Source organism: Mucilaginibacter conchicola (genome assembly GCF_003432115.1).
GTDB classification, from domain to species: Bacteria; Bacteroidota; Bacteroidia; order Sphingobacteriales; family Sphingobacteriaceae; genus Mucilaginibacter; species Mucilaginibacter conchicola.
In genome coordinates, this window is sequence record NZ_QWDC01000002.1 from 1314317 (window position 1) to 1328381 (window position 14065).

General features: G+C 43.2%; 13 protein-coding genes. 11 read left to right on the plus strand and 2 right to left on the minus strand.

The window, feature by feature from the left end:
- Nucleotides 1–27 precede the first annotated feature (27 nt).
- Nucleotides 28–846: a hypothetical protein gene (locus tag D0C36_RS15560; protein ID WP_117392521.1), complete on the minus strand. Its 819-nt coding sequence runs from the start codon at nucleotides 844–846 to the stop codon at nucleotides 28–30.
- A 97-nt stretch (nucleotides 847–943) separates the two neighbouring features.
- On the opposite strand from D0C36_RS15560, the gene D0C36_RS15565 reads away from it, so the two are divergent.
- The 10 genes from D0C36_RS15565 (at nucleotide 944) to D0C36_RS24920 (ending at nucleotide 11934) form a co-directional block, all read left to right on the plus strand.
- A complete protein-coding gene (locus tag D0C36_RS15565; RefSeq protein WP_117392522.1) occupies nucleotides 944–1504 on the plus strand; it encodes a histidine phosphatase family protein in 561 nt (186 codons plus the stop codon).
- Between the two features lie 220 nt (nucleotides 1505–1724).
- Nucleotides 1725–4127, plus strand: a complete 2403-nt coding sequence (locus D0C36_RS15570) for a GumC family protein (protein ID WP_158557123.1) — start codon at nucleotides 1725–1727, stop codon at nucleotides 4125–4127.
- A gap of 9 nt (nucleotides 4128–4136) precedes the next feature.
- Nucleotides 4137–5498: a lipopolysaccharide biosynthesis protein gene (locus tag D0C36_RS15575; protein WP_117392524.1), complete on the plus strand. Its 1362-nt coding sequence runs from the start codon at nucleotides 4137–4139 to the stop codon at nucleotides 5496–5498.
- Between the two features lie 22 nt (nucleotides 5499–5520).
- Entirely contained in the window at nucleotides 5521–6156 is a 636-nt protein-coding gene (locus D0C36_RS15580) for an acyltransferase (RefSeq protein ID WP_117392525.1), read from the plus strand.
- Nucleotides 6157–6166: 10 nt separating this feature from the next.
- Nucleotides 6167–7435: a hypothetical protein gene (locus tag D0C36_RS15585; RefSeq protein WP_147322011.1), complete on the plus strand. Its 1269-nt coding sequence runs from the start codon at nucleotides 6167–6169 to the stop codon at nucleotides 7433–7435.
- Between the two features lie 4 nt (nucleotides 7436–7439).
- Nucleotides 7440–8219, plus strand: coding sequence for a glycosyltransferase family 2 protein (locus D0C36_RS15590; RefSeq protein ID WP_117392527.1), 780 nt, complete (start codon nucleotides 7440–7442; stop codon nucleotides 8217–8219).
- Complete coding sequence (locus tag D0C36_RS15595) at nucleotides 8216–9520, plus strand: glycosyltransferase family 4 protein (protein ID WP_117392528.1); 1305 nt, start codon at nucleotides 8216–8218, stop codon at nucleotides 9518–9520. The genes D0C36_RS15590 and D0C36_RS15595 overlap by 4 nt, the downstream gene beginning before the upstream one ends.
- A gap of 1 nt (nucleotide 9521) precedes the next feature.
- A complete protein-coding gene (locus D0C36_RS15600; RefSeq protein ID WP_117392529.1) occupies nucleotides 9522–10658 on the plus strand; it encodes a glycosyltransferase family 4 protein in 1137 nt (378 codons plus the stop codon).
- On the plus strand, nucleotides 10636–11382 hold the full coding sequence (locus tag D0C36_RS15605; protein ID WP_117392530.1) for an acyltransferase: 747 nt from the start codon (nucleotides 10636–10638) through the stop codon (nucleotides 11380–11382). Before D0C36_RS15600 ends, D0C36_RS15605 begins: the two co-directional genes overlap by 23 nt.
- A 9-nt stretch (nucleotides 11383–11391) precedes the next feature.
- Entirely contained in the window at nucleotides 11392–11934 is a 543-nt protein-coding gene (locus tag D0C36_RS24920; protein ID WP_117392531.1) for an acyltransferase, read from the plus strand.
- Here the strand turns inward: D0C36_RS24920 and D0C36_RS15615 are convergent.
- Complete coding sequence (locus D0C36_RS15615) at nucleotides 11931–12596, minus strand: acyltransferase (RefSeq protein WP_117392532.1); 666 nt, start codon at nucleotides 12594–12596, stop codon at nucleotides 11931–11933. The genes D0C36_RS24920 and D0C36_RS15615 overlap by 4 nt on opposite strands.
- Nucleotides 12597–12904: 308 nt before the next feature.
- Between D0C36_RS15615 and D0C36_RS15620 the strand changes: the two genes are divergently transcribed.
- On the plus strand, nucleotides 12905–14065 hold the full coding sequence (locus D0C36_RS15620) for a DUF1972 domain-containing protein (protein WP_117392533.1): 1161 nt from the start codon (nucleotides 12905–12907) through the stop codon (nucleotides 14063–14065).

A 14065-nucleotide genomic window follows, 5' to 3' on the forward strand; every position in this document is an offset into this window, starting at 1 on the left:
TTTGAGCGTATTCACAGTACTTGAAATCTACTTTAATTTTCTTCGCCACCTTTCAATCCAATTATCCGCCACCAAGGCCAACCCCTCATCGTCGCTTTTATTTTTCAGGGCGGTTAATGCTTCAGCGGTATCTTCTGCAGACCAGCCTTTACTGTTGAGGGAGAACCAGGCTTCTTTGAATTGATCGTTTGCGAGGTAGGCGTAGAATAAGGTTTTCTTATCGTTGCCATCGGTTAGCCAGGCGGGCAGGTTATCAGTCTGTTTTAGTTTTTCATCAGCGGCGATCTCGTATTTAGATGAGTTTTGAACAATAGCCGGCGTGTTCAAAATGTGGATGGATGATGGGAAATCGCCATCGTAATCAGATAACTCTTTAACATATTTAAACGGCAGCGTTTTGCCGAAGTAGGGCAAATGTCTAAACTCAGCCGGGTCGTCGCCATGATCTATCACAAACTGATCTGCGGCCTCATAAGCGGTGTAATCAAGTTGTTTGCAAAAGCTGATGATCTCGTCAGTAAGCTCATCTTTGGTGATAAGCATTTTGAGCACCATAAGGGTAATGAACTGGTCGGCATTGCGGGCGATCTCGGAGATGTAACCATTCTCTAAAGAATACTCCACATAAGTTACTTCCCTATCGCAAAAGAAATGTTTAACCACGCCTTTGTATGATGCACCTTGCCCAAGAAACAACGGCACTAAACAAGGTGGGTGCGGGTACCAATGTTCATCGACAGAATTATAGTCAAGAAGATAAGATGGGACGGACACCTCTTTGTACATTAGCTTTTGTATCCGCTGGTCAATACCAAGGATGTTTATCAGTTCGGGAGAATTGCTCATGGGTTGATAGGATTAACATTTAAAGAACGACGAACAAAAGTTTCTGTTTAGATTTATCTTATCTGCAACAATCCCACCCGCATACAGTTATAAAAACATGGTGAACATTAAATTCTCTCTGCGCATCCTTCTATTATGTTTGGCTTTCGGCTTTTACGGGCAACGGGCTTCGGCGCAGCAAGACCTGAAAGTAATCATCATTCGCCATGCGGAGAAACCTGTTGTGGGCGATAACCTTTCCTGCGCCGGGTTTGATCGTGCAATGAAGCTCCCGGCAGTTATCAAGGCTAAATTTGGTGTGCCCAATTACCTATATGTGCCTGCTCCCAATACCGGAAAGGCCACCAAAGCACTGCGTATGCTGCAAACCATATCGCCTTTGGCGGTTAAGTACAACCTGCCGCTAAATACCAATTACGATGTTACGCAAACCGCCAAGCTTGCCAATAACATTATGAAACGCCAGGGCACTGTGCTGGTGGTTTGGGAACATGATAATATCCGGGGTATTATTGATGCTTTCGGCATCAAAACAAAAAAGTTGAAATGGGCAGGTAACGATTTCGATGGTATATGGATAGTCACCTTCCATAACGGGAGTGCGTCACTTTCTGTGGATAAGGAAAACATCCAACCGGTGGCAAATTGCGCATTCTAAACGCGCTTTTATCAATAAAATAAACGAGAAAAGCACAAGCCTTCACGGTTATTCGTATTCATTTTGTTCATCTCTTTTGTTCATTCTGTTCAGCGTGTTCACTTTATCCATTGTTGGTCAGCCAGTATCATAACGTGCATGTTTAGGTTAAATTAGTACAACAATATGGTACCCCACGTATTTAATTAACCACTGTTTGCTACCTAAAATTTGGATGGTTATGAACGACAGAGATATACTTGCCCAAAAGCTCGATTTTACTTATAAAAAGCAGGATGATGTTGGTGAAGTAAGGCAACTGATAGCCATAGTTGTAAACTATTGGTATCTTTTTGTAGGGGGATTGATCCTGAGTATCATCATTGCTTTTTTTGTTATCCAATACACGCCTAAACAATGGAATGTAATGGGTAAGATCATTATCGAGGATGAAAAAAATTCGCCATCGAAACTACTTACCAACGGCGTAAGCTCCGATCTTTCTTCGCTTTTTGATATCAAGAGCAATTCGTATAACGAGGTGCGCGTGCTGGAATCACGCAACCTTTTGCGCCGGGTGATCACCGAGATGAACATCAATGTGCATGTTTACGATATGAATGGTTTGTTAAAAAAGGAACTGTATGATAATTCCCCCTTCAAGATCGTTTTGTCGCACAACGAGGAGTTAAACCGATCGAGTAATTACAAGGTTACGGTTATTAATAACCAAACCTATCACCTGGTTGATGATGACAATGATATAGATTTAAATGGCTCGTTTGGTGTTCCGGTTAAGCTTCCGGATTATTCTATTACTCTTATTAAAACACCGGGGTTTAAACCCGAAGGCGATTACAGGATCGCTGTAAGGTCAATAAAACGTGCTGAAAACGAGCTTGCTGCAAAATTTGGTGCATCGCTAAGCGATAAGCAATCAACTGTTATTGATGTTCAGCTAAATTATGGTAATTCGAAACGCGGCGAGTTGATACTGCAAAAGTTTATGGAGTTGTACCTTAAAAACAATCTCTCTAACAAAGTACGTATGGCTGATAGTACCATTAAGTTTATAGATAGCCGCCTAACCGTGGTAAGTGCTGAGCTGGGAAAGGTGGAAAAGAACCTGGAAACGTATAAGGTTAACAATAAAATATCAGACATTAACGCCCAATCAAAAGCACTTGTACAAGGTGCCAGCGATTATCAGCAAAAACTAAACGAGACCGAAGTACAGTTGGCCGTTGTGAACGACCTTTATAAATACGTTAGCAACGAGCGCAACGCGCAGGTGGTACCAAGTTCGCTTATCACCAAAGATATGTCGTTCGGTAGTGCCATTAATGCCTATAATGAAATGCTGCTGCGCCGTGAGCAATTGCAACTGAATTTACAGGAATCGAGCTCGGTGATCAAAAACCTGGATCAACAGATAGAGACCGCCCGCAAAATGTTATTAACCAGCCTTAAGAGCTACAGGCATAGTTTAAACATATCACAATCGGCAATTGTAAGGCAAAATGCTGCAATAGGCAGCAAAATTGCCGATGCCCCCGTGAAAGAGCGTGTATATCTTGATTACTCGAGGCAACAGAGCCTTAAGCAAGATCTGTACCTGTTCCTGCTTCAAAAAAGGGAAGAGACTGCTATCTCGCAAAAAGCCACCATCTCAAACTGCCGTATACTGGATAATGCTGAAAGTGATGAAGCCCCATTTGCGCCTAAAAAGTCATTTATCTACACTATTGCGTCTTTATTGGGTTTGTTTGCCCCAGCCGCAGGGCTTGGCCTAAAGCAGATAATGAACAACCGCATCAGCAAAAAAGATGATATTGAGAAACATACTACCGTTGCTGTTTTGGGCCAGATAAGCAAGAATACGCACAAGCAAAAAATGCTGATCTACAATGAAGCCAGAACGGTTATCAGTGAAGAGATACGCGCCCTGCGCACCAACCTTAAGTATATAACAGATGGCGGAAAATCAAACGTTATCATGTTTACTTCCAGCATGAGCGGCGAGGGCAAATCATTTATATCACTTAATTTGGGTAACTCCATTGCGCTATCAGGCAAAAAAGTGGTGTTGCTTGAGTTGGATCTTCGTAAACCTAAATTGTTGAAATACCTGGGTACACAGGCTAATTACGGCTTTACCGATTATGTGATATCGCCGGATAGGGATTGTATTGATGACCTTATCCACCCCTCAAATTTTAACGAGAATTTTTATTTCATCTCATCGGGCACCATACCGCCTAACCCTGCAGAGATGCTGATGAGCCCCCGTTTAAAGGAGCTGATAGAAGAGTTAAGGGTGAAGTTTGATTACGTGATTATTGATACTGCCCCGGTTGGCCAGGTATCTGATGCGCTGGTTATAGAAGAGTTTGCCGATGTTACCTGCTATGTAATGCGACAAAATTATACCTACAAATCGCAACTAAACATTGTGAACGACCTGCAGAAGTATCGTAAAGTAAAACAGCTGTACCTGGTAGTGAATGATATTGAGCTAAATACCAATGGCATTACAGGCTATGGTTACGGCTATGGTAACTATAATAATTACCAGGAGATTGAGGAGACTTACGGTAGCAAGCTATCTACCTTGATGAGGAAATTCAGGCCAAGTGTAAAATAGAGATAAGCTATGTTGCAGACTATACAAACCGGTTTCCGCAGCTTTTTTACCAAAGGCCACGAGCGCTCGCTTAGGGCCAAGCGTAATATTTTTCAGTCGTTGCTGATAAAAACCGGCGGTGTGTTCTGTTCTTTCGCGCTTATACCGCTTACTATTAAATACGTAGGGGCAACCAATTATGGTGTTTGGCTTACGCTTAGCTCTATCATTAGTTGGGCCGCTTTGTTTGATCTTGGGTTGGGCAACGGGTTAAAAAATAAACTGGCCGAAGATATTGCCCTCAATAACCTTGATGAAGGTAAAACCCACATCAGTTCAACCTACGCTATCCTAACGCTTATCTCAGTTATCCTGTTAACGGTGTTTTGTTTTATCAACCCTTACATTAACTGGCACAGCATTTTGAACGTGCCCGCAAATGAACTGACTAACCTTAACCATTTGGTGGCGGTCATCTTCATTTTCTTTTGCCTGCAATTCATTATCCAACTGATAAATACGGTGCTTACCGCTAACCAAAAACCGGCTTTGCCCGCCTTGCTAAGCGTATTGGGGCAAGCCTTTACCATTATAAGCGTTCTGTTCCTCATCAACTTTACGGCAAGCTCTTTAACTTATTTGGTTTATGTGGTTACCGGTATCCCGCTGATGGTTTTGCTGGTGGCCAGCATTTGGTTTTATAAAGGTGTGTACAAGCCCATAGCGCCAGGCTTTAAAGCAGTAAACGCAAAATATGCCCGGCAGCTGATCTCTGCCGGCGGGGCTTTTTTTATTATCCAAATAGGCACACTGGTACTTTACGAGACCGATAACATCGTTATCACGCAGCTATTTAGCCCTAAAGATGTAACCACATTTAATATAGCGTACAAGCTGTTCTCGGTTGTGTTGATGTTCTTTGTGATGATCATTACACCCTTCTGGAGCGCATTTACAGAGGCTTATGTGAAAAGAGATTACGACTGGATAAAACTAACCCTCAACAAAATGAATAAGCTTTGGCTGGGGTTAAGTATGTGTACTGTGTTACTGTTGGTTTGCTCGCCCATTATTTACAGGTTATGGCTGGGCGAGGAAATGGTTGTTCCGTTCACACTGTCATTGGCTATGTGCGGGTATACTATTGCGTTAATATGGCAGGCTATATATGTGCAGTTTCTTAACGGTATCAGCAAAATACGCCTGCAATTGTACCTAAGCATTTTTTGTGCGCTCATTAATATCCCATTGTCAATTGTGATGGGTAGGTATTGGGGGCTGGCTGGCGTTACTACATCAAACACCATTATTTTTCTGATAATGGGGGTAGCATTTTCATTACAAACAAAAAGAATTATAAACGGCACCGCTACGGGGATATACAATATGTGAAGGCGCTAAAGAAGGGTTAATAATGGCTATAATACACTACATACGGAAAGCTTACAGAGGGATGCGTGTAGTTTACTACCAAACTGCGCGGGTTTATTCGCATGCAGTTACCACCTTCAAATTTCATCTTAACGGTGTTCAGTTCAGTAGTGATTTTGTAGGGTTTGGCATTCCTATCCTTGATATAAATATGGGGGGAAAGTTTACTATTGGCAAACGCTTTTGGTTCAACAGCGGTAAATACCATGCTATGGGCGGCAGGCAGCAGCAATGCTATTTTGTGGCAGCCAAGGGTGCCGAAATATGCATAGGCGATAATGTAGGTGTAACATCTATAGCCATCATTTGCCATAACCGTATCAGTATTGGCAACAACGTAAAAATTGGCATTAACACAGTTATTTACGATACCGATTTCCACTCGCTTGATGCCCGCATCCGTAACCAGATACCTGAGAGTATTGAGGGGGTAAGATCAAAACCCGTTACCATCAAAGATGGCGCTTTCATTGGTGGGCACACTACTATTTTAAAGGGGGTAACCATTGGCAAAAATGCCATTGTGGGGGCTGGTTCGGTAGTTTTTAAAGACATACCCGACGAGCAGGTTTGGGCCGGCAACCCCGCTGCCTATGTAAAGGATAATACCTACAATTAACAATAAAGCCATGAGAGAAAAGCTTTTTTCGACTTTACTACTTGTGCTGGTTGTTGCATCGTTCTTCCACATGCAGGCCATTGTTATTGGTGTATCAGCCATTGTTATTGCCATGCCTTTAAAAAGGCATGTAGCAGCATTAAAGCTGATAAGGCTATTTGCCATCTTGATCATTCCGGTGGTGTTGGGGTTATTTGCCGGCTTCTCTAATAACAACTATCTTATTTTAAAAGATTTCTATTATTTTTTGCTGCCGGTGATATTCATACTGGCAGGCATTCTGCTTGCCTGCAGGTTAGAGATAGGCGTATTCCTGAAAACGCTTATATACGCCGGCGTGCTTACCTCATTGTTGGTTACATCCATCTCCGTTTATTACATGGGCATGGGTTCCCTCTCTGATCCGTATTCTGCACATTATGCCATTGGTATTGTTGGTACGCCGGGGCCACCCATTGCGTTGGCCGCTTTGCTGCTCACCAGGAAATTCAATATCAAATTATTTAGTAAGTTCTATTTTAACCTGTTTGTAGCCATAAATGCCTTCGGGATATATATGTGTGCATCTCGTACCTATCTCATTATCACCCTTTGCTTTGTGATGCTGTTGGTAGCCGATAAATTGAAAAGGCAATGGGTGTTGCCGGTATCGTTCATTGTTATTGTATTGATTTCGTTACTGCCGCTTGATATTTTTAGGCCCAACCAATCATCAACATCGTTTATAGATAAAATATTGGGGTCGTTCAACGAACTCAGTATTGGTAACTACAGTACCGAAGAAGATATCAATACCAAGTACCGGGGCTACGAATCATTTATGGCACTTAACCAGTATATGGAAGGTGATACCAAAGACTGGATCTTCGGTGGCCTGGGCAAGTTGGTTGACCTGAAGACCTTCCTGCGCCTGGGCGAGGATACCGACTACGAATTTATCCCCGTGCTGCACAATGGCTGGCTCTATCTGCTGATAAAGACAGGCGTTATGGGTATAGTGGCCTATCTGTTTGTATTTGCAAGGCTTACGGTAACCAACTGGCGCAAGTATGCCAGCGCAGATTATCCGCCGGCTATACGGTTGTTTGCGGCGCTTACCGTTGGCTGTATTTTTAGCCTTTTCCTTACCAATTATATTATAACAGCCTTTTTTAATGTAGAGATGAGCATCCTGATGGTAACATTGGGATATAGCTATCTCAACTTTAACTACCTGCTGTCTCTTAATGAAAGTGCCGGAGAGCCTGCTGAGCCATCTGTAAACCAATTTGCCTATTAGCCCTATGAATACACAAAACTATACAGCCAACCCCAAAGTAAGCATCATAACAACGGTGCGTAACGCGGTGGATACCATAGAGCAAACCATCCTTAGCGTGCTTAATCAAACGTACAGGAATATAGAGTATATCATTATTGATGGTGGCTCAACCGATGGCACGCTGGAGATTATTGAAAAGTATCGCGATAACATAGCGGTTATATTGAGCGAACCTGATAAAGGCATCGCCGATGGTTTTAACAAAGGCATTGCCCGTGCTACCGGCCAATGGATAGGAATGATAAATGCTGACGACTGGTACACCCAAGATGCTGTAGAGCTGATGATGATAAACACCTATGCTAATGATGATGTATGCTGCGCCAATTTGCTGCTGATAGGTGATAACGGTTTTAAGCGTATCAAAAAAAGTAAGATAGGCTGGCTTAACTACGGCATGTATATTATGCATCCAACCTGTTTTGTGAAAGCCACTGTTTATAAATCTGTTGGGGGCTATGATCTTACTTATAAAATAGCCATGGATTTTGATATGTTCCTGCGGATAAAACATGCCGATTACCGCATAAAGCATATTGATGAGCACATTGCCTGCATGCGCACCTTTGGGGTAAGTAACGATGTTAAGAAAATGCATGCCGAGGAACTTGCCGTTATGAAACGCAACCTGCACTGGAGCAGTTTCTTTTTTGCCAGCCTGTTTAACCAGTTAAACCGATTACGCTGGCGCTTGTGGTATAAAGACCCTTTCCGTATAGCAAAAACGCCTGCCATATTTTGAAAAAAAAACTCCTCATATCAGCCTATGCAATATCCCCAACAAGAGGATCAGAATATGCTGCGGCCTGGAATACGGTTACGCACCTGGCTGCTGAGCATGAACTATGGGTACTCTACGGTATGTCTGACAACCACATGGGCGATACCCAAACCTTGAAAGGTTATATTGAAGATAACCCCATGCGTCATGTGCATTTTGTTGAAGTAAGGGCAGGGTGGCTGGCAAAAGCTATTAACCTGCTAAATAAGGCGGGGTTTGGCTGGTTCTTCTATTTTGCATATTATTTGTGGCAAAAGCGGGCGTTAAGAGCAGCTCAGGAAATTGTAAAAACTGTTGATATTGATGTAGTACATCAACTTGGCCCAATAGGCTTCCGCGAGCCGGGCTTTTTGGCAGGGTTGGGCAAGCCATTAGTATGGGGGCCGATAGGCGGAATGAAAATAATGGACAGCCGGTTTATTGCATTGCTGCCTTTTAAAGCGAGGATGAAATTTACTATCAAGAATTTCATAAACAGGTACCAGTTGGGGCACTCGCACCGTATAAAGTCCGCGTTTAAGAATGCTGACGTGCTGATAGCTGCCACACGCCTGGGCCAGCAAACCATCAAACAATATTTTGATCGCGATAGCTTTTACCTGCCCGAGCAGGGAATAGGCGGTAATGTGTTACCCTGCGTAAACCGGTACAACAATATAGAGCAGCAGGATGTGCACCTGGTGTGGAGCGGCAGCTTAATTGAACGCAAAAATCTTAAAATGTGCCTGGATGCCTTATCTGCAGTGGCTAAGAAAAATTGGGAGCTGCATGTATTGGGTGATGGCCCGCTGCGAAAAACATTGGAGCATTACGCTGCCCAAAAAGGTTTGGCAGATAAAGTAACCTTTCATGGCCATTTGCCACGAAGAGAGGCTTTGCGAGTTATGGCCGATGCACACCTGCACATTATCACCAGTATAGGCGAAGATAACCCTGCGGTAATTTTTGAGGCCATGGGTAATGGTATACCTACGCTAACTATAGATCATTGCGGTATGGGCGATGTGATATGCTGTAAATGCGGCGTTAAGGTACCGGTTGATAGCTATGAGAATATGCTGCAACGAATGAGTTCAGTTTTGAATATACTGCTTACCAATACAAAAATATTGGTTGATATGCACCAAAGCACCCTATTGTGCGCTAACGAGCATAAGTGGGATAAGCGACTTAAGAAGTTGAACAATATTTATGATGAGGCCATCGCTACACACAACCAGCGAAGCATGTACATGAGCGGTAATCATTTAACGATGGTTTGATATGGGCAACATAACCGGAAAGATAAATGTAGGGATTGATGCCAAGTGGTTTTTCAGCGGGCCACCAAGCGGCAACATGGTGGTGAAAAATCTGGTTAATGAAATGATACTGCATAACCGAGATCGCTTTAACCTGCATTTACTCATTAACAGTAAAGACAGTAAGCAGGCAGCAGCGTATTTTCCGGCAGGGGTTAATCTGATCCAACTGCCTGCTGTTCCAAATATGCTATCCAACTTGTTGCTGGTGCCATTGGCAGCTATGCGTTATAATTTAAAAACGGTACTGTTCCAGAATTTCGCCAGCACCTGGCCGGGCAAACTTCACAAAATAGCCTACATCCACGATGTGTTGTTTCTGGACTACCCTGAGTACTATACCAAAACAGAGCGTTTTTACTTTAAGCAAATGAAACGGCTGGCATCTAAAGCAAATAATATCATTGCTATATCAGCTTCAGAAAAAGAGCGTTTAATAGCTAATGATTTTGCCGGTAACGCCGATATTAACGTGGTTTACCATGGTATAAATGACAGCTTTAAGCCGGTTGGAAGCTATGCTGCGGATGAGGTTTATGCTATTATAAACAGGTATCAACTCCCTGCCAAATACCTGCTATTTGTTGGCCGGGTTAATATCCGCAAGAACTTGCTGAACCTTGTTAAAGCAATAAGTTTCGTTGATGATAAAAGCATCCCATTGTTAATTGTTGGCGAAAAGAATAACCAGAACGCCGAACTGGAGAAACTTATTAACGAAGAGCAATTGGGGCACAGGATCCTGATCATAGGTCATGTACCCGAGAATGACCTGCAGTTGATCTACGCCTGCGCTACTATTTTCTGTTTTCCTTCCTATGCCGAAGGTTTTGGTTTGCCGCCGCTTGAAGCCATGAAATGTGGTGTGCCGGTAGTAACATCAGACCGTACTGCCATGCCCGAGGTTTGTGGCGATGCTGCCGTGTATATAGACCCGGATAACCCACATGATATGGCCCGCAAAATAAACGCGTTATTGAATAATACTGAACTATATAACGACAAGGTAAAGCGGGGGCTGGAACGGGCCGCAAATTTTATATGGGCCAAATCGGCACAGCAGATCTTAACCATAATTGAAGAAACCAGTGTTAGTTGAAAAATTGATACGAACCATAAAGCGCAATCCCAACTATAAATGGGAAAGCGACCATAGCCCCCGCGACCTGGCCATTGTGCTATGGGGAAGGGCAAGGCAAATGCTGCGTGGTATGCTGGTTAAGCTTTTTGTACGCTCAGATGGTTTTATGTTTGTAGGTACCGGTGTAAAGATCAAACACGGGCATCTGATATCAGCAGGAAAAAATCTTATTCTTGAAGATGGCGTTTATCTTAATGGTTTATCAGCCAACGGCATCAGGATAAAAGATAATGTAAGCATTGCACGCAATAGCACTATACTTTGTACAGGTGTTATAGCGCATAAAGGCACCGGCGTAAATATAGGCAACAACTGCGGCATTAATACAGGCGTTTTTATTGGCGGGCAGGGAGGTGTTACAATCGGCAACGATGTAATTATTGGCCCCGGCGCTAAAATATTCTCTGAGAACCATGAGTATTGCCATCCAGATATCATCATTAAAAACCAAGGGGTAACCCGTAAAGGCGTTGTGATACAAGATAATTGCTGGATAGGCGCTAATGTAATAATCCTTGATGGTGTAACGGTGGGCGAGGGCTGCGTAATTGCAGCCGGTAGTGTGGTAATAAAGTCTGTTCCGGCAAATTCGGTAGTGGGCGGGGTGCCTGCAAAGGTAATAAAAGGCAGGGTAGCGGGAGTAGAGCCGACGTTAATAAAAGAAGAATTAAAAATCGCATAAACTTTCACCATGGCAAACGGCTTTGCAAAATTCAAAGGCTCGTGTATCTACATCGTATGTGGAACCATCGCCCTTTTACCATTCCATAGCCTGCGGATAGCCTTGTTAAGATTGTTGAAGGCAAGCATAGGTAAAAAGGTAGGCCTGTACCGTGGGTTTGAGGTACGCTCGCCATGGAAAATGAGAATAGGCAATAGCACCATCATCGGCCATAAAGCCATGCTTGATGCCCGCATGGGGTTGTTTATTGGCAGCAATGTAAACTTAAGCAACGAGGTAATGATCTGGACGCTGCACCATGATTATAACAGCCCCGATTTTGCTCAGGCCGGTGCACCCGTTTCCATAGAAGATTATGCCTGGATCTGTTCACGGGCAGTGATATTGCCCGGGGTTACCATTGGTAAGGGAGCGGTTGTAGCTGCCGGCGCGGTAGTTACCCGTAATGTTGCCCCGTACACTGTAGTGGGCGGTGTACCCGCCAAAAAAGTTGCCGACCGTAACCCAAACCTGGTTTATGATCTTGGCAATTACGTGCTGCCGATCATTTAATACCACCAGGATATCCCGGTTTTGAGTACCCTTATAGGATTGCCGCCAAAAATGCTTTTCTCGCCAACGAGGGCCTTTGTTATCATCGAGTTTGCTGCAACCACGCATCCGTTAGGGATAACCGCTCCTTTTAATATGGTGCATTTGCATGCCACCCAAACATTATCGCCAATAATAATTTCTTTAGGGTGATTAAACACAGTGCCCGTTTCATCAGCAATATGATGGAAATCTGTATCCATTACCAGGCTCTCCCATGATATGCCGCTGTGGTTACCAATCTGTATCTTTTTGTGTGCTACAATGGCGCACTCGGTACTCATGTTAAAATCATCGCCAAAAATGAGTTGAGCACCTGCAGCCACGTTAAGTTTGCATCCATGCATAATAAACGCCCGGCCGTTAAAAACCACATCGCCATGCACTTCCCAAATTGCCCGCGAGCGCTTGAAATCTGAGATGCCGATCTTGCCATATCCTATCTGTACCAAGGCTGTTTTTATAGGGCCGTTTATGATAACCCGGCCTTTCATCTGGTGCAAAAAAACGTTGTTAGATATAAAAACAGGGAATTTAATTGCCGTTTTAAAAGGGAAATACTTAAAGTTAAAACGAATCGTCTTCAGGTTTATCCTTGTTAAAAATTTGAGGACGTTATTCATAGTTTATGCCTGTTAAATAAGTTTTGGGTATCCTCTGAAAAAGTAATAAATGTTACGCCCTTTTTTGCTGTTTTCCCAACTGCTCTACTGTCTTAATTTAAAGCAATGGAAACTATTCACTCAAAACACAACGGTCTGTTTTGTTCACTCTGTTCATTCTTGTTCATTTCGTTCATATAGGCCTTGTTCACATGTTTTAAGCGGTTTTTGATGTAATATAGAGTATTGATTAAGGCCCCCTAATGATCAAATAACGTCTAAATTACTATCAGGTATTTAGGAATATCGTCTACTAATAATTAAATACCATGCGCATCGCTATCATTGGAACAAGAGGCATCCCCAACAACTACGGCGGGTTTGAACAATGTGCAGAATACTTGTCGGTTGGTTTAGTAAAAAGAGGATTTGAAGTTGCGGTTTATAATTCGCACAACCATCCTTACCAGGAAAAGCAATGGAACGGGGTGGAGATATGCCACTGTTATGACCCCGAATATAAAATGGGTACACCGGGCCAGTTCTTTTATGATCTGAACTGCATAAGGGATGCCCGTAAAAGAAATTTTGATGTGATACTGCAACTGGGTTATACCAGCAGCTCTGTTTGGGGCTGGTTGCTACCCAAGCAATCGGTAATAACTACCAATATGGATGGCATGGAATGGAACCGTGCTAAATATTCAAAAAGGGCCAAAGCTTTTTTGCGCCTCGCCGAACGCCTTGCCGTGCTCACCAGTGACCATCTTATTGCTGACTCTACCGAGATACAGCGTTACATCAAAAATAAGTACGGTAAAGAACCTGTGTTCATCCCCTACGGAGCTACGTTGTTTAATAACAATGATCTGTCGGCCATTGAAGAATATAACGTTGAGCCTTACCGGTACAGCATACTGATAGCCAGGATGGAGCCTGAAAATAGTGTTGAGGTGATACTGGATGGTTACTCGCAGGCGCAAACAGGGCAAAAGTTCCTGGTGGTTGGCGATACCAACAATGCCTTTGGCAGCTACCTGGTCAACAAGTTTAAATATAACCAGGATATCGTTTTTTTAGGCGGCATTTTCCGCGCCGAGAAGCTGAATAACCTTAGGTATTACTCTAACCTGTATTTCCACGGGCATACGGTTGGTGGCACTAATCCATCGCTGCTTGAGGCTATGGCATCAAACGCCTTGATATGTGCCAATGATAATGTTTTTAACCGCGCTGTACTTAATGAGAATGCGCAGTACTTCAGCACTGCCAAAGACGTTGCAGAACATTTAATGAATGTGAACAAGGCATCAGGCAACTACGATCACATGATAGCTAATAACCGCGATAGGATAGAGAATTTTTACAGCATCGATAATATAGTTAATTCTTACGCCAGCCATTTTGAACAGATAGTGAGGGAGAGGGCTGCTTTAAACCCGCAAAATGTTGCGGAAGCGCAAATAAAACTCCAACTAAAAAACAACTAA